Genomic DNA, 19,994 nt, shown 5'->3' on the forward strand with positions numbered 1-19,994 from the left:
GTGCTTCGACGGCGTCCCGTGCACCCCTACCAAGACGTCGGCCCCGGGTTCCTGGTGGATCAGCCAAGAGCTGTTTTACGTTGTCAGCTGTGCATCTACGATGCGATGACTCGTATTCGCCTCGTGAATGCGAGGGCGGGTTCCGTCCCGTGTGCGCGCAAGGAGTCTCGTATGCACGTCCGCCAGGACCTCGACCGGGCGTGGGAGGGCGGCGCGGCGGCGGGTGAACTGCTCGACCGGGCCTTTGCCCGCCTCGGGGCGCCCGACTGCCATCTGCTCACCGGCAGCGGCCGGACCGTCGCCCGCACCGGTGGCGCGGACCCGCTCCCCGCCCGGCGGGCCGTGGAGATCCTGCGTGAGGGGCGGGGCACGACCGTGCGGGTCGGGTCCGGGGGCGCGGTCTTCGATGCCTGGTACCTGTACCTTCCCGAGGGGAGCCGGGTGCCGTCAGGGGATCTGGAGGAGATATCCGGGCTCCTCGGTTGGTACCGCCGCCGCGTGGACCGTGACCTGGCCGCCCGTACGTCCCTGGCCGTCCGCCTTCTGGAAGCCGTTGGCGCACCGCGCGCCGACCCCGGCCGGCTGTGCGCCGCGCTGGAGTCCTGCGGACTGGCCGGCCGGGCCGCGTACACCGTGGTCACCGCCGCCCCGGAGACGCGCGGGGGCAGGGGAGAGGACCAAATCGCCGCGCTCACCGAGGCCCTGAGCCATGTGCCGTCCGTCGCCTTCGCCGCCGCCCGGGGTGTCGACGGCGAGGCGACAGCGGTCCTCGCGCACGAGGAGTACGACGCCGCGGGCGCCGTGGCGGAGCGGCTGCGCGAGGTGTGGCCGCTGATTCGGGACTGCTGCCCGGAGAGCGTCTGGCAGGTCGGCCTGAGCGCACCGGTCGCCACGCCCGCCGAGCTGAACTCCGCGCTGAGGCAGGCCCGTTACTCCCTCGCGGCAGCGCACGCCGCTGCCGCGCCGCCCCCGGCTGTCGCCGGTCCGCGCGAATCCGGGGGAGTGGCTCTGCTGCTGGCCGGCGTCCCCGCCGAGGTGCGGAGCGTCTACCGCGAGACGGTCCTCGGTCCGCTGCTGAAGGCCGGGGCGAAGTCGGGCGGCGTGCTCCTGGAGACCCTGGAGCTCTTCCTCGCGCACGACTGCTCCTGGGCGAGGACGGCCCAGGCCCTGCACGTGCATGTCAACACGGTCCACTACCGCGTCCGGCGCATCGAGATCCTCACCGGACGCGACCTGTCCCGCCTCGATCACCGGCTCGACCTGCGTGCCGCCCTGCTCTGCTGACGGTGCCCGGCGCGGCGTCCGCCGGCCAGGGGTCGGTCTGCAGGCCCAGCGCGGGCAGGGCGAGACGGACGCCCGTACGGTCCGCCGCGCGGGTCAGGAAGTCCATGGTGGCCGGGAAGTCGTCGAGGAACGCGCGGAACGGGCGCAGGGGCCGGTCGAGCGGGCGGAAGAAGTCGTCCCAGTGGATGGGGACGACGCGCCGGGCGCCCGTCCCGGTGACCAGGCGGTGCCAGTACTCCTCCCGGAACGCCTCGCTCTGATGGCCGAGCGCGCCGATCCCCAGGTACACGGTCTCGGCGCGGTGGCCGTCGAGGGCGCCGGGGAGGGTGTGGGCGCTGGCGTGGATCAGGAGTTCACGCGCGCCGTGGCGGACGTGGAGGGTGTAGCAGTCGCCGGTCCTGTAGTCGGTGGCCCGGACCGGCGGCCGTAGCGGCCGGTCGATCCGTCCGGGGGCCAGGTCGCCCGGACCGTGCCGGGCGGGCAGGGCGGTCAGCGTGAAGGCGCCGACCGCGAACGGCTCGCCGATGGCCGCGTGTTGGAACCGGTCGTCGGGGAAGCCCTGGCCCCGGGCGATGTTGCGGGTGGACGGGGAGCCGATGAGCCGGGCGCCCGTGGCGGCGGCCACCTGGGGCGAGTCCAGGGCGTGGTCGTAGTGCGAGTGGACCACGAACACGGCGTCGAGCCGGTCGATCCCGCCCCTGCGCAGACCGGCCGCGATGCGTGCGGGATCGGGGCGCAGCCGGCCGAACCGCATCCGCAGAAGGCCGGGGCGGCTGAAGAACCCGTCCGTGAGGATCGCGGTTTCGCCGTCGTCCAGCAGAAGCGTCGACACACCCAGGAACACGGCGCGCGGCGCACCCGGCAGGGGCGGCGCCGGCGGCTCGTACAGGTGGGCCCAGGGGGCGAGCCCAGGTGCGCGGAGGCCCCGCAGTACGGACGTCACGCGCGGGCCACGGTGTCCGGTGTCGGTGTCCATGCGGCGTCCTCGTTCCGGGAAGCGTGCGGGCGGCCTCCATGATGCCTCGCCCACATGCCCTCGGTCACCACCATTGCCGAGGGCAACGCACCTCGCTATGTTAATCAGAAATCACATCTGCGTGACAAGATCCACAGCGCGTCGGTCGCGCAATCAGCAAGTCTGAGAAGGCGCCTGGAACTGTCTGGTCCCTCACGGAAGCAGGTAAGTCAATGGAAAATCTCAGCAGGCGAAAGCTCCTGACGCTCGGTGCCGCACTCGGCATCGCGGGTGTGGCGGTCCCGGCCCAGGCGTGGGCGTCCGCGGGCCCGGTGACCGCCGCCGACGCCGGGACCGGCCCGCAGTGGATCTGGGACGACACGGCGGACCCGCTGATGGTGTCGATGCTGGAGAACGGCCAGGTGCCCGCCATCAACACCGCGTGGGCGTCGTGGGTGAACAACAACGACCCGCTGCCCACCGGGCTGCCGGCCGAGTTCAGCGCCTACCTCCAGCAGGTCAACCGGTTGCCCTCCTGGGCCGACCAGGCCAAGCTGGACCGCGCCGCCGACTTCAACCGCCGCAAGGACACGTACCTGTTCATGCTGTACGGCCTCGGCAGCGGGATCATGAGCACCGTCATCCCCCGCGAGGCCAGGAGCGTCTACTGGTCCGCGGGCGGCGCCAACATGCAGGACCGGGCGGCCAAGACGTTCACCTTCGGCTACGACCTGTCCCAGCTGGGGGCCTTCCGGCCGCAGGGGCAGTTCGTCGTCACCGCCAACAAGACCCGCGTGGTGCACGCGGCGGTGCGCCACCTGCTGCCGCAGTCACCGCACTGGCGGGCCGTCGCCGACGAGTCCATCCCGATCAGCGCCGCCGACATCCTGGTCACCTTCCACAGCCTGGGCACCTACGTGCACCGCAAGCTGCTCGACTGGAAGGTGCCCTTCCCGGCGGCGGACCAGGACGCCTTCCTGCACTCCTGGCAGGTCGCCATCCACCTGCTCGGTGTGCCGGACGAGTACATCCCGCAGACCTGGGCGGAGGCGGAGGCGCAGTCGGCGCAGGTACTCACCCCGATCCTCACCCCGACGACCGAGGGCATCGACCTGGCCAAGGAACTGCTGGGCCTGACCGCGCAGATCGACCTCGGCGTCACCCGCGGGTTCCTCAACGAGTTCGTGCGCTACGTCCTGAGCGACGAGGTCGGCGACTGGCTCGGCCTGAAACGCGACTACGTGGCGGCGGCGCTGGTCCGCACCGCGTGGCCCGCGTACATCCTGTTCCGCGAGGGGCTCTCGCCCATCATGCCGGGAACGTTCTACGCGGTCGACCAGATGGTCCGCGGTCTCGCGATGCTCTTCCTCAACAAGGGCTCCTCCGGGACCACCACGCCCATCACCATCCCCACCGGGAACAGGGCGGCCTGAGCGTACCGGCCTCTCCGCGCCCCGGGCGCGGGGCGCGGAGAGGTCCGGAACCGCTGTGGGAGGAAGGGCCGTTCAGAGACCCAGCGCGCTCACGACCAGCGCGGTCACGGCCTGGCGGTGACCGGGGCTGTCCCGCCATCGCAGTCCGCGTCCCGCCTCGACCGCCACCCCGAACCCCGCGTGCACCAGCACTCTGGCCTGGCGCGGATCCAGCTCCGGGCGGGCCAGGCGCAACTGCTGCTCCCAGACGGCGATGTGCTCCCGCTGGGCGAGGACCAGGGGCCGCCGCAGATCGGCCGGGAGGCCGGCCACCTCCGCCTCGGCGACACTGTTGAGCTCGGTGTGCTCGAAGCTGTAGGCCACGTACGTCGCCGCCAGCGCGAGGATGGCCTCGTGCGGGCCCGCCACCCCCCGCAGACCCTGCTCCACGCCCTGGGCCAGCAGCCCCGCCGCCTGGAGGCACGCCGCCGCCAGGATGTCGATCTTGCCGGGGTAATGGCGGTAGAGCGCGGACGGGGTCAGCCCCACCGCCTGCGCGATCTGCCCGTTCGTGACGCTGGCGAAGCCGTCCCGGGCGAACAGCGGCACGGACGCCGCGAGGATCTGCGCGCGCCGGGTGCGCGGCACCGGCTGTACGGGCAGTTCGACCGGGCGCGCGTCGGGCCGGCCCGCCGAGGGATCGCAGGAGGCCACGTCCAGCGCGGACGCCAGCAGCAGGTCCTCGGCCCGGCGCTGCGCGATGGAGGTGTGATGCATGGTGATCGAGGCGATCGCACCGAGGGCGGCCAAGGCCCGCAGGCGGTCGTCGGGCAGCGGGTGCTCGCGCCGTACCGCCTCGTCCACCCGCTCGACCAGGCGGCCGAACTTCGCCGCGAGACGCCGCCGGTCCTCGCGGCTGAGGTAGCGGGCCTCCCAGCGGTACACCCCGCCCGACGCGCGATGCGTGACGGTGATCCGGGCGAGCGGCAGCAGTACGTCGGTCAGGGCCGCCCCGGGCGGTACCTCGTCCAGTGCGGCGACCAGCCCGTCCACCATGACGTCGGCGCACTCGGCGAACAGGGCGTACTTGTTCGGGAAGTGCCGGTACAGGGCGGCGGCGGTGATCCCCACCGCGGAGGCCACCTCCTCCATGGACGCCGTGTGGTAGCCGCGCTCGCTGAAGACGCGCCCGGCCGCCTCGACGATCAGCTGCCTGCGGTTGCGGGGGCGGGTCGCCGCCGCCCGGTCGCCGGTCGCGGCCCGGCGGGCGGATCGGGGGGCTGGGACCATACGGATCAGTCAATCACACAGGGTCAGAGGGCCGGCCCGCCGTGACGCCTCGGACGGTGGGCGCCGGCTCGGCCGCGCCGCCGTTCAGAAGGTGAGGACCGGTTTGACCACGCTGCCGTCCCGCATGGCGGCCACCGCCCTGCCGATCTCCTCGAACGGGAACGTGGTGACCAGCCGGTCGAGCGGGAAGAGACCGCGCCCGTGCAGGGCGATCAGCTCCGGGATGAAGCGTCCGGGGTCGGAGTCGCCCTCGATCACCCCGTGCACCCTGACCCCCTTGGCGAGCAGCCCCATCACGTCGAACGTCACCTCGCCGCCGAGGCCGAGCAGGGCGAGCGCACCGCGCGGCCGCAGCGCGCCGACCGCCCGGCGGACCGTCCCCGGGCGGCCGGTCGTCTCCACGACGTGATGCGCGCCGCCCCCGGTCAGCTCGCGCAGCGCCGCCGCCAGGCCGTCCCCGGGAGCCAGGGCCGCCGCCGCGCCGAGCGAGAGCGCCAGCTCCCGGCGGGAGGCGACCGGATCGACCGCCACCACCGGATCGCAGCCCACGGCGACAGCGGCCATCAGCGCGCTCAGGCCGACCCCGCCGGCCCCCAGGACGACCAGCGAGGAACCGGGCTCGGGCCGCAGCCGGTTGAGCACCGTCCCGGCACCCGTCTGGCCACCGCACCCCAGCGGGGCCGCGACCGAGGGCGGAAGACCGGACGGCACCCTGACCACACCGCGCTCGTGGACGACGGCGTGCGTGGCGAAGCTGGACTGGCCGAAGAAGCCGGCGTACAGCGGCGCGCCCTCCATGGACAGCGGCGAGGTGGCGTCGTCGCGGCCCCCGGAGAAGTTCAGGGCCCGCGCGGCGAGGCAGTAGGCCGGGTGGTCCGCCGCGCACTGTTCGCAGGCCCCGCAGCTGGCGAACGTCAGGCAGACGTGGTCGCCCGCCGCGAGTCCGGTCACCCGCGCACCCACCGCCTCGACCCGGCCGGCGCCCTCGTGGCCGAAGACCATCGGCGTGAGGCGGGGCGGCCAGGTGCCCGCCATCGCGAGGTCGGTGTGGCAGAGGCCCGCCGCGGTCATCCGCACCAGCACCTCGTGCGGGCGGGGGTCTTCGAGGTCCGCGTCCCGGACGGTGAACGGGGCGCCGGGGGCGTCGGTGACCGCCGCGCGGACGCGCCTCACGCGTCCTCTCCGGCGGCGGGCGCCGCCTCGGGGGCCCGTTCCAGGAAGAAGTAGTAGAAGGGGCCGTCGGCGGGCACCCCCTTGGCGTTCATGATCCCCATCAGCGTCACCCCGTCCACCTGCTTGAAGTGGTCGAGGACCGGCCTGCCGTCGTAGACCATGGTGGCCGTCGCCTCGCCGCGGAACTCGACCGTCCAGAGGCTGGCCTCGCCCTGGCCCAGCTCCAGGTTGGAGTACAGCGCGCCCGACTCGTCACGGCAGATCAGCGGCTTGGCGTCGTGCACCGAGGTGAACGTCTTGCCGTACCAGCCGGCCTTCGCCAGCATGCCTTCGAGCGGGTGGCCGGTGCGGAACTCGCCGCCCTTCCACGCGCCGAGTATGTCCTGCGGGCGGACGGTGTCCAGCACGGCCCAGACGGCGTCGAGTTCGAGCGGATCGACCGGGCCGTCCTGCTCCCGCAGCTCCTGGAACCGGGCGCGGGCGTCGAGCACGTTCATGGGGGTGTCCTCTCGTCGGTACGGCCACGTCGGGGCGGGCCGAGGGGAGCGGGGGATCGGTCAGGACGCCGGCGCCGGGGGGTGGCCCACGGTGCCGAGGCTCAGCAGGACGTGCCGTTCCGCGACCTGCTCGGCGGTGAGCGGGCCGTCCTCGCGGAACCAGTTGGCGACCCCCTGGCACATGATGAGCACCGCGCGCACCGCGTCGGCGGGGATCGGCGTGGCGAACACCCCCCGGGCGCGCCCCGCCTCCACGGTGTCCAGGAGCATGTGTTCGAGGTAGTCGCGCAGTGCGACGTAACGTGCCCGGTTCTCCGGCTCCAGGCTCCGGATCTCCGTGTCCAGGAAGGCCAGTTGGCGGCGGTGGGCCATGGACAGCACGATCGACTCGACCATGCCGCAGAACCGCGCCAGCGGATCGTCCCCGGCCTCGGCCGCCGCGGCCCGGCACCGGTCCAGGACGTCCTTGATGGAGGTCTCCAGCAAGGTGGCCAACAGGGCCTGCTTGTTCGCGTAGTGGTAGTAGAGCGCGGGCACGGTGACACCCACCCGGCCGGCGATGTCCCGGACCGAGGTTCCGTGGTAGCCGTGCTCGTTGAACGCCTCCATGGCACGCAACAGGATCGGGTGCAGGGCGAGCGGGCGGTAGGAGCGCCAGTGCTCCGCCGGCGCCGCGATGTCCTGGCTGGTCTCGGTGCTCAACTGCTCTCCTCGGGACGGGCGGCGACCGGCGACCTCGTGCGGCCCGTGCGTCGCGGGTGCCTCGTTCCTGTTGCTTAGCGATCGATCAGGAAACTCCGGCGGTCAGCGTACTGCCTGTGCGTGCCTTGCCGGTAGATGCCCGTAAAAACTGGTGACGTACGGGGAGTTGACCACCCGACTCCGCACTTCTACGTTCTTAGCGAACGCTCAGTAGATCCCGGCCGGGCTGAGGCGGGCCCTGAGCGCGCCGAGAGAGGAATCCATGGAACTGTCCTCACCCCTGACGTATGCCGGCGATCCGCGTGCCGCCGCCGACCGGGCCGCCGCCCTGGAGTCGGCGGGACTCGACGCCGTCTGGGTGGCGGAGGCGTACGGCTTCGACTCCCCCACGGTCATGGGATATCTGGCCGCGAGGACCGACCGGATGCGGATCGGCTCGGCCATCGTCAACGTCTACTCCCGCACCCCCGCCCTGATCGCCCAGACCGCCGCCGGCCTGGACGCGGTCAGCGGCGGCCGCGCCCTCCTCGGGGTCGGCGCGTCCGGGCCCCAGGTGGTCGAGGGCTGGCACGGCCGCCGCTACGACCGCCCGCTCGGCCGCACCCGCGAGGTCATCGAGCTGTCCCGGCGGATCTGGCGGCGCGAGGTGATCGAGCACCACGGGATCACCGACCTGCCCCTGCCGGCGGAGAAGGGCGGCACCCTCGGCAAGCCGCTGAAGCTGCTGAACCACCCGGTGCGCGACACGATTCCCGTGTACGTCGCCGCGCTGGGCCCGGCCAACGTCCGGATGACCGCCGAGATCGCGGACGGCTGGCTGCCCTTCCTGTACGTACCCGAGCGCGCCGCCGAGGTCTGGGGCGGCGCCCTGTCCGAGGGCGCCGCCCGGCGCGATCCCTCGCTCGGCCCACTCCAGGTCGTGGCGGGCGGTCTGCTGGCCATCGGGGACGACGCCGAGCAGGTCCGCGACCACCTGCGGCCCACCGTCGCCCTGTACGTCGGCGGGATGGGCGCGCCCGGCCGCAACTTCTACCACGACCTCGTCCGCTCCTACGGCTACGAGCGCGAGGCGGCGGCCATCCAGGAGCACTACCTCGCGGGCCGCCGGAAGGAGGCGGAGGCCGCCGTCCCGGCCGAACTGCTGGAGCGCCTCTGCCTGGCCGGCCCCGAGGGATACGTCCGCGACCGCGTCGAGGTCTTCCGCGAGGCGGGCGTGACCATGCTCAACGTCACCCCGGTCGGCCCCGATCCGGCCCGGCTGATCGAACGCGTGAGGAGCTGGCTGTGACCGAGCAGGACACCACCGCACCGCCCGCCGCCACCCGCAAGGAGGCCCCGATGACACCGGCACCCCGCACCACGAGCGGCCTGCCCGAAGCTCCGGCCGACCGCACGCTGCCCCAGCTGCTGGCCCGCAACGCCCGTACGTACCCCCATCTGCCCGCGCTCTCCTGGCAGTCGGCGGACACCGGCGGCTGGTCCACGTACGACTGGGCCGAGGTCGACGAGCACACCCGTCACCTCGCCGCCGGCTACCGGGCCCTCGGGGTCGGCCGCGGCGACCGCGTCCTGCTGATGATGCCCAACCGGCCCGAACACTGGCTGTCCGACCTGGCCCTCGTCCGGCTCGGCGCGGTGCCGGTCAGCGTCTACGGCACCGCGGCCCCCGAGCAGATCACCCACATCGCCCGCAACTGCCGGGCCCGCCTCGCGGTGGTGGACGGGGCCGCCCAGGTGGCGGTGTGGGAGCCGCTGCTGAGCGACGGCGAAACGCCGCTGGAGACCCTGGTGGTGGCCGAGCCGGGCGCGGAGGGCGGGCACTTCCCGTACGCCGCCCTGCTCCGGGAGCCGGTACCCGACGGGTTCGCCGGGGAACTCGACACGGCGCGCCCCGAGGACCCGCTGACCGTCGTCTACACCTCCGGCACCAGCGGCGACCCCAAAGGCGTCGTCCTGACCCACCGCCAGGTGCTGTCCAACGCGCTCGCGCTGGACGCCGTGGTGGAGCTGCCGCCGCACGTCGAGCACATCTGCTACCTGCCGTTCGCCCACATCGCCGAACGGATGCTCGGCATCTACCTGCCCTGCCACCGCGCCTCGCACGTCCACCTCTGCGCCGACCCGACCGGCGTGGCCGCGGTGGTGCGGAAGGTGCGCCCCGCGCAGTTCTTCGGGGTCCCGAGGATCTGGGAGAAGCTGTCCGCCACCGTGCGCGGCATCCTCTCGCTGATGCCGGCCGAGCAGCGGAAGGTCATCGACGAGGCGTTCGAGGTCGGGCGCGAGCACGTCGGGTACCGGGAGCGCGGCGAGACCCCGCCCGCCGCACTGGAGGAGCGCTACGCCCGGGTGCGCGAGGACGTGCTGCTGCCGATGCTGGCCGCGGGCGGTCTGGACCGGGTGACCTGGGCGGCGAGCGCGTCGGCGCCGATGCCGCTCGACGTGGTGCGGTTCTGGGCCGGTTTCGGCATCGTCATCATGGATGCCTGGGGGCTGACCGAGACGACGGGGGTCGCCACCAGCAACAGCCCCCGGGCCGGGTTCCGGCTCGGCTCGGTGGGGCGCCCGGTGGAGTCCGTGGAGGTCCGGGTCGCCGGGGACGGGGAGATCCTGGTGCGGGGCGCCTCCGTCTGCTCCGGCTACCTCCGGCCGGACGGTTCGGTGCTGCCCGCCGTGGACGACGACGGCTGGCTGGCCACCGGCGACATCGGGCGGCTGGACGAGGACGGCTACCTCTGGCTCACCGACCGCAAGAAGGAGATGATCGTCACCTCCACCGGCAAGAACGTCTCGCCGGCCCTGGTCGAGAACGCGCTCAAGGAACACCCGCTGATCGGCCAGGCCATGGTGCACGGCGACAACCGGTCCTACCTCGTCGCCCTGCTGGTCCTCGACGCCGAGGCCGCCCCCGCCTGGGCCGAGGCCAACGGCGTCCCCGTGGACGGTGGACCGGCCGGGCTCGTCCGGCACCCGGCCGTCCTGGCGGAGACGGACCGGGCCGTCGCCGCCGCCAACGCCCGGCTCAACCGCAGCGAGCAGGTCAAGCGGTACGAGCTGCTGGCCGAGGAATGGGGTCCGGCGACCGGCGAGCTGACGCCGTCGCTGAAGATGCGGCGCCGGATCATCCGGGACAAGTACGCCGACTCGCTGTCCGGGCTCTACCAGGACTGACCGGGGAGAACAGGGTGCGCGGCGGGTGCTTCCCCGTCGCGCCCCCCGGCCGGCTCAGAGCCCGTAGGACTTGCCGATGACGTCCCGCTGGATCTCGCTGGTCCCGCCGTAGACCGTGGAGACCACCGCGGCCCGCAGATGGCGTTCCATGTCGAACTCCGTGGTGTAGCCGTAGCCGCCCATCATCTGCATGCCCTCCAGGGCGGCCCTCTTGGCGGTCTCGGTCGCCTTCAGCTTGGCCATCGAGGCCTCGCGCGGAAACAGCTTGTCGGGCCGCGCGTCGCAGTCCAGAGCCACTTCCCGCACCAGCAGCCGGGCACACTCGATCTCGGTGGCGAGGTCGGCGATCCGGTGCCGCAGCGCCTGGAAGGAGCCGACGGGCCGGCCGAACTGCTCCCGCTCGCGCACATAGCCGACCGTGTCGTCGAAGGCGCGGCGCGCCAGGCCCAGCATGTTCGACGCGAGGAACAGCCGCTCGTGGTTCAGCCCGGCCATCAGCTGCCGCCAGCCGTCGTCCACATGCCCGACGACGGCGTCCGCCGGCAGGCGCACACCGCTGAGGAAGACGTCGTTGACCTCACGGCCGCCCATGGTGTCGATGCGCTGGATCTCCACGCCCGGGGTGCGGGCGGGCAGATGGAACATGGTCAGGCCGCCGTGCTTGTCCTCGCCGGTCCGGGCCACCAGCAGGATGTGCTCGGCGCAGTGCGCGTTGGAGATCCAGGTCTTCTGGCCGTCCACCACCCATGTGCCGTCCGCCTCCCGCCGGGCCCGGCAGCGCAGCGCGCCGACGTCCGACCCGGCGCCGGGCTCCGACATGGCGATGGACAGCACCTCACCGCGCACGACCCCGGACAGCACCGTGCGCCGCTGCTCCCCGGTGCCGAACTTCTCGTACGCCTTCGCGGCGATGACGGTGGTGATGAAGCCGCCCGCCGGGACCATCCCGTACGAGGTCTCCTCCAGGAAGAGGCACGCGTCGGCCAGCCCGCCGCCGGCACCCCCGTACGCCTCGGGCAGGCAGACCCCCAGCCAGCCCAGCCCGGCGAGCCGCCCGTACAGCTCGGGGTTGTGGGCCTCGCGGCCGCCGGAGGTCAGCGCGTCGCGCTGCTCCCGGCTGCCGCACTCCCGCTTGGCGAAATCGCGGATGGCCGCGACGAAACCGGACTGTTCCTCGGTGAGGCGACTGCCCATCAGGTCCTCCTGGATCGGAAGCGTGTTACTGAGTGATGCTAATCGTTTCATCGACTCATCGGGAGGGGTTCGCCGGTATCGTGAGCGGTATGAGAACTGACACGAACGACTCGGCGCTCACCCGGGCCATCGCCGAGTCGCAGACGCAGGACCCGACGGCGCGGCGGATTCTCGACGCCGCGCTGGAGCAGTTCACCCTGCTGGGCCTGCGCCGCTCCTCCGTGGACGACGTCGCCAAGCGGGCCGGAGTCTCCCGGGTCACCGTCTTCCGGCGCTTCCAGACCAAGGACAACCTGGTCATGGCCACCCTGCTGCGCGAACACGGCCGGTTCTTCCAGCGGCTGGACGCCGCGGTGGCCGCGCTGCCCACCATGGAGGAGCGGGTCGTCGAGGGCTTCGTGGTCGCCCTCCGCCACACCCGTGCCCACCCGCTCTTCGGCGGGCTGCTGCGGCTGGAGCCCGAGGTGGTGCTCCCGTACATGACCGTACGGGGCGGCTCCACGCTCTCCGCCACCGTCGCCTATCTGACGGGCCATCTGCGCCGCGCCCAGCAGGCCGAGGGCCGCCCCGACGAGGACCCGCGCCCGGTCGCCGAGCTCATGGTGCGGGTGGCCGTGTCCTTCCTGCTCAACCCCGCCAGCTGCATCGAGATGGAGGACGAGGAGCAGGCCAGGGAGTTCGCCCGCCGCTACCTGGCCCCGCTCCTGGACGCCTGACGGACCGGCCGCCCCCGGCCGGCCCGCCCGGCCGTTCAGCGGCGCCGGTGCAGCGCCCGCGCCATCCGGATCGCGCGCTCCCGTGTCGCGGCCGGTACGTCGAAGGAGGTCAGCGCGATCGGCGGAGCGAACCGCTGCACCGTCATCGACTGCACGGAGGTGAACGCGCGCAGCCCCTCCGCACCGTGGATCCGCCCGAACCCGGAGTCCCGCGAACCGCCGAACGGCAGCGCGGGAACCGCCGCGAAACCCAGCACCGAGTTCACCGACACCGCCCCCGCCCGCAGCCGCGCCGCGATGGCCGCACCGGCGCGCCCGCCGCGGCAGAACACCGCGGCCCCGAGCGCGTAACGGGAGGCGTTGGCCCGTTCCACCGCCTCGTCCACGTCCGCCACCGCGTTGATCGCCACGACCGGCCCGAAGGTCTCCTCCGTCATGGCCGCCGCGTCCTCCGGCACCTCCGTCAGCACGACCGGCGCGACGTACGGGGCGCGCACCGAACCGGGCCCGCCCAGAAGGGCCCGCGCGCCCGCCGAGACCGCCCCGGTCACCTGGCCCTCCACGATCGCCACCTGGCCCGGCAGCGTCATCGGGCCGTACGCGGCGTCCGTCCCGGCACCGGGCCGCAGCTTCTCCGCCCGCTCCACCACGCGTTCGCACAGGGCCGCGTGGATCGCGCGCACCGCGTAGACGCGTTCCACACCCGCGCAGGTCTGGCCCGCGTTGCTCAGCGCGCCCCAGACGATGGCGTCCGCGGCCGCGTCCAGGTCGGCGTCCGCGGTCACGATCACCGCGTCCTTCCCGCCGCATTCGGCGAGGAACGGCGTCAGCGTCCCGGCGCACACCGCCATCACCTTGCGGGCCGTCCCCGGCGAACCGGTGAACGCGAGCTTGTCGACCCCGGACCTGGCGAGCGCGTCCCCGGTGGACGCGGGCCCGGTGACCGTGGTGAGCAGCCCCGCGTACTCGGGCACGGCGGCGTCGAAGAGCCCGCTCAGCAGGAGGCCGGTGGCCGGGGTCAGTTCGGACGGTTTGAAGACCACGCCGTTGCCCGCCGCCAGGGCGTAACCGATGGAGCCCATCGGCGTGTACAGGGGATAGTTCCAGGGGCCGATCACGCCGATCACGCCGAGCGGCCGGTGCACCAGCGAGGCCCGCTGGTGGACGGTGAACAGCCCGGTGCCCACCTTCCGCCTCCGCAGTACGCGTTCCGCGTTGCGGGCGGCCCACGCCAGGTGTTCCAGCGTGAGTACGACCTCCAGCGCGGCGTCGCCGGCCGGCTTGCCGGTCTCCTCGGCAATGGTCCTCGCCACCGTGTCCAGACCGGTGGCGAGGGCCTTCTTCCAGCGCAGCAGATGGTCCCTGCGCCGCGAGGCCGGCAGCGCCGCCCAGCCCGTCTGGGCCGTCCGGGCCCGGGTCAGGGCGCGGGCGACCTCCTCCGGCCCGTCCACCGGGTGTTCGGCGATCCGCTCGCCGGTCGCGGGGGAGCGTGTGGTGAAGGTCGCCGTGCGTGGGGTGGTGTCGGTCATCGGGTCTCCTGACGCGGAACACGAGGGGTGGACGGCCGGGCCCGCGCGAGGGAGCGCGCCGGACCCGGGCCGTGGTGGTGCCGACTGGTCCCTGCCTCACGGGGAACGCCCTGTGAGTCGAAGATACTGAAAGTATTGACCCGTATCATCAGCCGTCAATACTCCGGGCGCGACGGAGGCGCGGAACGCGCCGTCACCCGCCCTCCGCGCCCGCCCGCCCTCCGCGCCTGCCCGCCCGCTCGCCCGCCCTCCGCTCCTGCCCGCCCGCTCGCCCGCCGGCCCGCTCAGCCCGCCAGATCCCCCAGCAGTTCCCACGTACGGCGCCGGTCGTCGTCCCCGGCGAGGTCCGTCCCCGCGAACACCACCTCCGTCGCTCCGGCGTCCCGGTAGCGCCGCACCTCGGCGGCGACCGCCTTCTCGTCGCCGATCACGGACACGTCGCCGGCCCGGGTGGCACCCGCGAGTTCGATGACCCGCGCGTACGACGGGAACTGTTCGTAGAACGCGAGCTGTTCGGTGGCCGTCCTGCGCGCGGATTCGGGGTCGCCGGTGACGACGCCGTGCACCAGGGCCACGATCCGGGGTGCGGGTCGGCCCGCGGCCTCGGCGGCGGCGGTGACCGCCGGGACGATGTGCTCGGCCAGGACGCGGGGGCCCGCGAGGTAGGGCAGGATCCCGTCCGCCAGCTCCCCGCTGACCCGGAGCGCCTGCGGACCCATGGCGGCCACGAGGAGGGGGACGCCGCCCTCCGCCCCGGGCACGCGGGCGGGGAGCGGGGTGACCGCGGTGACGAGTTCGCCGCGGAAGTCGGCGCCGCCGGTCTCGGTGAGCTGCCGCAGTGCGGTGAGGAACTCGCGCAGGCGGGCGATGGGCCGCTCGTAGGGGATGCCGAAGCCCGACTCCGTCAGCGGTTTCGTGCCGAGGGCGAGTCCGAGGTGATAGCGGCCGTGCGTGGCCGCCTGTGCCGTCTGGGCCTGGCTGGAGACGATCAGCGGGTGGCGTCCGAAGACGGGGATCGCGGACGTGCCCACCTGCAGCTCGGGCACCTCACGGCCGACGATCGCCGCGAGCTGGGGGGAATCGGCGCCGAAGGTCTGCCCGAACCAGGCGGACCGCAGCCCTGCGGCTGCGGCCTCCTGGGCGAGGTGCACGGTGGCGTCGATCTGGTTGGCGGATTCGGTTGCGCTGAGCGCTACTCCCACAGTCATGACAGGAGCAAACGCGGGGAGTTGACCGCACATTCCGGTCTTTCCGTGACAGTCTCGTGACGGCTGTGTGTCCCTGGACCGAGGGCCCGGCGCCGGGGAGCCCGGTCTCAGGCGTCCACCGACACCGCGCAGCGGAACCCGCCGTGCCCTGTGGTGCTGTCGGGGGTGTTGGAGGTACGGGCGGCGACCCGGTAGCGGTTGCAGTACGAGCGGTGGCACAGGTGCGAGCCGCCGCGCAGCACCCGGCCCGCGCCGTCCGGCGGTCCGACGGGATCGACGCGGGTCTCCGGCCGGTCCGGGACGTGCCAGTCGGCGCTGAACCGGTCGGCGCACCACTCCCACACGTTGCCCGCGACGTTGTGGAGACCGTAGCCGTTGGGGGCGTATGCCTTGACGGGGGCGGTGCCCGCGTAGCCGTCCTCCCGGGTGTTGCGGACCGGGAAGTCGCCCTGCCAGATGTTGCAGCGGTGCCGGCCCTTCGGGGTGAGCTCGTCGCCCCAGGGGAAGCGGGCGCGGGCGAGTCCGCCGCGGGCCGCCTTCTCCCACTCGGCCTCGGTGGGCAGCCGCTTGCCGGCCCAGCGGGCGTAGGCCGAGGCGTCGTGCCAGGACACATGGACCACCGGGTGGTCCCGGCGGTCCCCGATCGAGGTGCCGGGCCCCTCGGGCGCCCGCCAGCTCGCCCCGGCCACCGCGTTCCACCAGGGCGCGCCGGGCACGGTCCCGGGGAGCACGGCGTGGCGTGCCCCCGGGGGGACGAAGGGGCCGAAGACGTAGGACCAGCCGATGAGTTCGGCCTCGGTGCGGTAGCCGGTGGCCTTGACGAAGCGGGCGAAGGCGGCGTTGGTCACGCAGGCCGCGTCGATCCGGAACGGGGCGAGGACCACCTCGCGGACCGGGCCCTCCCCGTCGGCGGGGAACGCGTCCTCGTCGGCGCCGCCCATCAGGAACGGCCCCCCGGGCACGGCGACCGTGCCCCGCAGGAGATCGGCGGTGCTGCGGGCCGGCACGGCGAAGTCGGCCGGGGGAGTGGTGCTGTCGACGGTCGCGGCGGGGGCGGTGCTCCCGCGGCCCGGCCCGCAGCAGGCGCTCATCGGGCAACCCCGTCGCCGTGGCCACCCGCCGTGGCCGGGCGGTCGAGCAGTTCCGCCAGGTCCTGGCCCGTGGTGCGCAGCAGCAGCGCCACGCCGCCGAGCGCGGCCGCGTCGCCGCCGAGGGTGGAGCCGCGGACCTCGATGGAGCGGGGCGCGGATGGCAGGGAGAGCGCCGCGATCTGCTCCCGGATCGGGGTGAGGACGAGGTCGTCCAGGGCCGCCGGCTCGCCGTAGACGACGACGCACTCCGGATCGACCTGGGCGGCGAGCGCGGCCAGCACCCGCCCGGCGGTGACGGCCGCGCCGCGGAGCACGTCGGACACCTCCGGCCGGCCGTCGGCGGCGAGGCCGATCAGCTCCTCGGCGTCCCTCGCGTCCACCCCGCGGTCGGCGCAGGCGGCGAGCAGGGCCGGGACGGAGATGAGGCCCTCCAGGCAGCCCCGGCCGCCGCAGTGACAGGGCTTGCCCTCGGGGTCGCAGCTGGTGTGCCCGATCTCGCCGGCCGCGCCGTGGGCGCCGTGCACCAGCGAGCCGTTGACGACGAGTCCGCCACCGACACCCTGGGACCAGCGCAGGTACACGGCGTTGTCGAAGCCGCGCGCGGCGCCCCAGGTGACCTCGGCGAGCGCGGCCAGCCGGGAGTTGTTGTCGGTGAGCACCGGGGCGCCGAAGTGCCGGCCGAGTTCGGCGGCGACGTGCCCGGCGAACGGGGTCATCGTGTGCCGGTCGGCGGAGGCCGGATTCTGCACGAAGCCGGGCAGGCCCAGGCCGATGCCCTGCACCGGGGCCAGGCTGATGTTCTCGTTCCGCACCAGCTCCTCCACGGCGCGGATCGCCTGCGCGGCCCGTTCGGCGGCCTGGCTGTCGGCCGGGACGGGGGCGCTGTACCGGCCGACGATCTCGTGGGCGCAGTTGGCGACGACCACATGGATGTGGTGGCGCTGGAGGTCGATGCCGATCAGTTCGGCGCCGCGCGAGTTGAGCGAGATCTCCAGGGCCGGGCGGCCGCGGCCCCTGGGCCGCCCGGCGTCGGGGGCCGGCTGCTCGACCACCGCATTGCGTTCCAGCAGGTCGGACACGATCGCGAACAGGGTCGTACGGGACAGACCGACCCGGTCCTTCAGCTCGCCCCGGCTCAGCGCTCCGGACCTGCGCAACTCGCCCAGTACGGCGGCTTCATTGGCTCTGCGCAGGCGCTGGAGGGCATCGGTGCGTTCGGTCATGGAGGCATGGTCGATCGGTCAAGGGGTTTCTGTCAACGCGCCGGACGAATTCACACAATGTTTATTCCCAAGGGTTGACGTAAAAAAGTGGTCCTCCCTACAGTTCCCGTCAATCGCCGGAGCCGGCCTGCGTCGAGCGCCCCCGCAACACGCCCCGGCCGGCCCCCGTCACCACCATGAGCGTCCACCGAAAGGGCGGCCCGAGTGGCTCCGCGCAACGTCCTGTTCCTGATGACCGACCAGCACCGGACCGACACCCTGGGGTGTTACGGCAACCCGCTCGTCGACACCCCCGCCCTGGACGCCCTGGCGGCCGAAGGGACCCGTTTCGACCGCTTCTACACCCCGACCGCCATCTGCACCCCGGCCCGCGCCTCCCTGGCCACCGGCCTGCACCCGTTCCGCCACGGCATGCTCAACAACCCCGAGCGCAACGGCGGCAGCAAGGACGAGCTGTCCGACGACAGCCCCATGCTCTGGCGGCAGCTGACGGACCGGGGTTACGCGGTCGGCCACGTCGGCAAATGGCACATCGGCCGCGAGCGCGGTCCCGAGTTCTACGGCCTGGACGGCGAGCACCTGCCCGGCGCGCTCAACCCCGTACACCACCCCTCGTACGAGAAGTGGCTCGACGACAACGGCTTCCCGCCCTTCGCGGTACGCGAAGCCGTCTTCGGGACCGCCGCCAACGGCACCGGACGCGGCCACCTCATCGCCGGACGGCTCCAGCAGCCCGCCGAAGCCACCATCGAGGCGTTCCTCACCGACCGCACACTCGGCCTGCTGGACCGCTACGCCGCCGACTGGAAGGCGACCGGCAAGCCGTTCATGCTCTCCTGCCACTGGTACGGCCCGCACCTGCCCTACCTGATCCCCGACCACTACTACGACCTCTACGACCCCGACGACGTGCCCCTGCCCGCGTCCATGGCCGAGACCTTCGCGGGCAAGCCCGAGGTGCAGCGCCAGTACAGCGCGTACTGGTCGTCCGACGCCTTCGACGCCGCCGCCTGGCGCAAGCTCATCGCCGTCTACTGGGGCTACGTCACGATGATCGACCACCAGGTCGGACGACTCGTCGAGGCGCTCAAGGGCCACGGCCTGTGGGACGACACGGCGGTCTTCTTCACCGCGGACCACGGCGAGTTCACCGGCGCCCACCGGCTCAACGACAAGGGCCCCGCGATGTACGAGGACATCTACAACATCCCCGGCATCGCCCGCGTCCCCGGCGCCCCCGCCCAGGTCAACGACGACTTCGCCACCCTCATCGACCTCAACCCGACCATCCTCGAACTGGCCGGCGCGCCCGTGCCCGAACCCTGCGACGGCACCAGCCTGCTGCCGCTGCTGCACGGCGAGAAGGCCGGGGACACCCGCGACCAGGTCGTCACCGAATTCCACGGCCACCACTTCCCGTACTCCCAGCGCATGATCCGCGACCGGCGCCACAAGCTGGTCCACAACCCGGAGAGCGTGCACGAGCTGTACGACCTGGAGACCGACCCCCACGAACTGCACAACGTGTACGAGGCGCCCGCCTACGCGCGGGTCAGGCGCGACCTCACCGTCCGGCTCTACCGCGAACTGCTGCGCCGCGGCGACCCCGCCTACACCTGGATGAGCTACATGGCCGACATCGGCGGCGGCCGGGCGGCCGACGTCGATGGGGTCGCGGAGGAAGTGGCATGAGCGTGCAGGACAAGACCCGCGCACCGGACCCGGAGAAACCACCCGGCCCGCCGGCCACCGAGCCGTCGGCCGCCCGACGCCCGCCCGGCAGGGCCACGAGGAAACGCGGCACCGGCCGGCTCACCTCCGTACTCCTCGGCCTCGCCTCCGCGGCACTCGGGCTGCTCGCCTGGACCGTCCTCGCGAACAGCGGCGTCGACGGCTTCCCCGGACCCGTCGCCGTGGGCCGCCGCGCCGGTGAACTCATCGCGAACGGCACGCTCTTCGAGGACGCGGGCGCCAGCCTCGAACGCGTCCTCATCGGCTACGTCCTCGGCGTCGCCCTCGCGATACCCGTCGGATTCGTCATGGGCTGGTACCCGGTCGTCCGCAGACTGATCGAGCCCTGGCTGCAGTTCTTCCGCATGGTGCCGCCGCTCGCGATCATCCCGCTGGCCATCGTGCTCATGGGCATCGACGAGACACCCAAGATCTTCGTGATCTTCCTGGCCTCGTTCCTGTCCTGCGTCGTCTCCACCTTCCAGGGCGTCGTCGCCGTCGACGTCACCCTCGTCAACGCGGCCCGGGTCCTCGGCGCCCGCGACCCGCAGGTCTTCCTCGGCGTCGTCGTGCCCGCGTCGACCCCGTTCATCCTGGTCGGCATGCGGATCGGCCTCGGCGCCTCGTGGGCGACCGTCGTCGCCGCCGAACTCATCGCAGCCCAGGGCGGCCTCGGCTTCCGGATGCAGCAGGCGCAGCTCTACTACGACCTGCCGACCATCTTCGTCCAGCTCATCGCCATCGGCGCGATCGGACTCGCCATGGACCGGCTGCTGCTCCTCACCGAGCGCCGGCTCACCCACTGGCAGGAACGGCGGTAA

17 protein-coding genes are annotated in these 19,994 nt (G+C 73.1%); 7 read left to right on the plus strand and 10 right to left on the minus strand.

Annotated features, from left to right (window positions below; all coding sequences use genetic code 11):
* Window positions 1-171: 171 nt before the first annotated feature.
* Window positions 172-1,284 (plus strand): PucR family transcriptional regulator, encoded by a 1,113-nt coding sequence (locus P8A18_RS31025; protein ID WP_306059948.1) that lies wholly within the window; start codon window positions 172-174, stop codon window positions 1,282-1,284.
* Here the strand turns inward: P8A18_RS31025 and P8A18_RS31030 are convergent.
* On the minus strand, window positions 1,220-2,260 hold the full coding sequence (locus P8A18_RS31030; protein ID WP_306059950.1) for an MBL fold metallo-hydrolase: 1,041 nt from the start codon (window positions 2,258-2,260) through the stop codon (window positions 1,220-1,222). The genes P8A18_RS31025 and P8A18_RS31030 overlap by 65 nt on opposite strands.
* 212 nt (window positions 2,261-2,472) lie before the next feature.
* Between P8A18_RS31030 and P8A18_RS31035 the strand changes: the two genes are divergently transcribed.
* Window positions 2,473-3,672, plus strand: a complete 1,200-nt coding sequence (locus P8A18_RS31035) for an oxygenase MpaB family protein (protein WP_306059952.1) — start codon at window positions 2,473-2,475, stop codon at window positions 3,670-3,672.
* A 72-nt stretch (window positions 3,673-3,744) separates the two neighbouring features.
* Here the strand turns inward: P8A18_RS31035 and P8A18_RS31040 are convergent, their stop codons facing one another.
* The 4 genes from P8A18_RS31040 to P8A18_RS31055 all read right to left on the minus strand — a co-directional run bounded on the left by P8A18_RS31040 (window position 3,745) and on the right by P8A18_RS31055 (window position 7,313).
* On the minus strand, window positions 3,745-4,941 hold the full coding sequence (locus tag P8A18_RS31040; protein ID WP_306059954.1) for a TetR/AcrR family transcriptional regulator: 1,197 nt from the start codon (window positions 4,939-4,941) through the stop codon (window positions 3,745-3,747).
* Window positions 4,942-5,025: 84 nt separating this feature from the next.
* Complete coding sequence (locus tag P8A18_RS31045; RefSeq protein WP_306059956.1) at window positions 5,026-6,114, minus strand: NAD(P)-dependent alcohol dehydrogenase; 1,089 nt, start codon at window positions 6,112-6,114, stop codon at window positions 5,026-5,028.
* The gene (locus tag P8A18_RS31050) at window positions 6,111-6,611 is read right to left on the minus strand and encodes a DUF4334 domain-containing protein (protein ID WP_306059958.1); all 501 of its coding nucleotides are present in this window, start codon (window positions 6,609-6,611) and stop codon (window positions 6,111-6,113) included. Before P8A18_RS31050 ends, P8A18_RS31045 begins: the two co-directional genes overlap by 4 nt.
* Before the next feature lie 60 nt (window positions 6,612-6,671).
* Window positions 6,672-7,313, minus strand: a complete 642-nt coding sequence (locus P8A18_RS31055) for a TetR/AcrR family transcriptional regulator (RefSeq protein WP_306059960.1) — start codon at window positions 7,311-7,313, stop codon at window positions 6,672-6,674.
* 262 nt (window positions 7,314-7,575) lie between these two features.
* Here P8A18_RS31055 and P8A18_RS31060 point away from each other — a divergent pair, with 262 nt between their 5' ends.
* Window positions 7,576-8,601, plus strand: a complete 1,026-nt coding sequence (locus tag P8A18_RS31060) for an LLM class F420-dependent oxidoreductase (RefSeq protein ID WP_306059962.1) — start codon at window positions 7,576-7,578, stop codon at window positions 8,599-8,601.
* Window positions 8,602-8,651: 50 nt separating this feature from the next.
* The gene (locus P8A18_RS31065; RefSeq protein WP_306061254.1) at window positions 8,652-10,481 is read left to right on the plus strand and encodes an AMP-dependent synthetase/ligase; all 1,830 of its coding nucleotides are present in this window, start codon (window positions 8,652-8,654) and stop codon (window positions 10,479-10,481) included.
* Between the two features lie 54 nt (window positions 10,482-10,535).
* On the opposite strand, the gene P8A18_RS31070 is transcribed toward P8A18_RS31065, so the two are convergent.
* Entirely contained in the window at window positions 10,536-11,675 is a 1,140-nt protein-coding gene (locus P8A18_RS31070; RefSeq protein WP_306059964.1) for an acyl-CoA dehydrogenase family protein, read from the minus strand.
* Window positions 11,676-11,764: 89 nt separating this feature from the next.
* Here P8A18_RS31070 and P8A18_RS31075 point away from each other — a divergent pair, with 89 nt between their 5' ends.
* Window positions 11,765-12,391, plus strand: a complete 627-nt coding sequence (locus P8A18_RS31075; protein WP_306059966.1) for a TetR/AcrR family transcriptional regulator — start codon at window positions 11,765-11,767, stop codon at window positions 12,389-12,391.
* Between the two features lie 35 nt (window positions 12,392-12,426).
* Here P8A18_RS31075 and P8A18_RS31080 read toward each other — a convergent pair whose 3' ends face one another.
* The 4 genes from P8A18_RS31080 to P8A18_RS31095 all read right to left on the minus strand — a co-directional run bounded on the left by P8A18_RS31080 (window position 12,427) and on the right by P8A18_RS31095 (window position 17,442).
* Entirely contained in the window at window positions 12,427-13,920 is a 1,494-nt protein-coding gene (locus P8A18_RS31080; RefSeq protein WP_306059967.1) for an aldehyde dehydrogenase family protein, read from the minus strand.
* Between the two features lie 284 nt (window positions 13,921-14,204).
* Entirely contained in the window at window positions 14,205-15,128 is a 924-nt protein-coding gene (locus tag P8A18_RS31085) for an LLM class F420-dependent oxidoreductase (protein WP_306059969.1), read from the minus strand.
* A 107-nt stretch (window positions 15,129-15,235) separates the two neighbouring features.
* Window positions 15,236-16,219, minus strand: a complete 984-nt coding sequence (locus P8A18_RS31090; protein WP_306059971.1) for a formylglycine-generating enzyme family protein — start codon at window positions 16,217-16,219, stop codon at window positions 15,236-15,238.
* On the minus strand, window positions 16,216-17,442 hold the full coding sequence (locus tag P8A18_RS31095) for an ROK family transcriptional regulator (protein WP_306059972.1): 1,227 nt from the start codon (window positions 17,440-17,442) through the stop codon (window positions 16,216-16,218). Before P8A18_RS31095 ends, P8A18_RS31090 begins: the two co-directional genes overlap by 4 nt.
* Window positions 17,443-17,646: 204 nt before the next feature.
* On the opposite strand from P8A18_RS31095, the gene P8A18_RS31100 reads away from it, so the two are divergent.
* Window positions 17,647-19,134: a sulfatase family protein gene (locus P8A18_RS31100; protein ID WP_306059974.1), complete on the plus strand. Its 1,488-nt coding sequence runs from the start codon at window positions 17,647-17,649 to the stop codon at window positions 19,132-19,134.
* On the plus strand, window positions 19,131-19,994 hold the full coding sequence (locus tag P8A18_RS31105; protein ID WP_306059976.1) for an ABC transporter permease: 864 nt from the start codon (window positions 19,131-19,133) through the stop codon (window positions 19,992-19,994). The genes P8A18_RS31100 and P8A18_RS31105 overlap by 4 nt, the downstream gene beginning before the upstream one ends.

This window comes from Streptomyces sp. Mut1, assembly GCF_030719295.1.
GTDB classification, from domain to species: domain Bacteria; phylum Actinomycetota; class Actinomycetes; order Streptomycetales; family Streptomycetaceae; genus Streptomyces; species Streptomyces castrisilvae.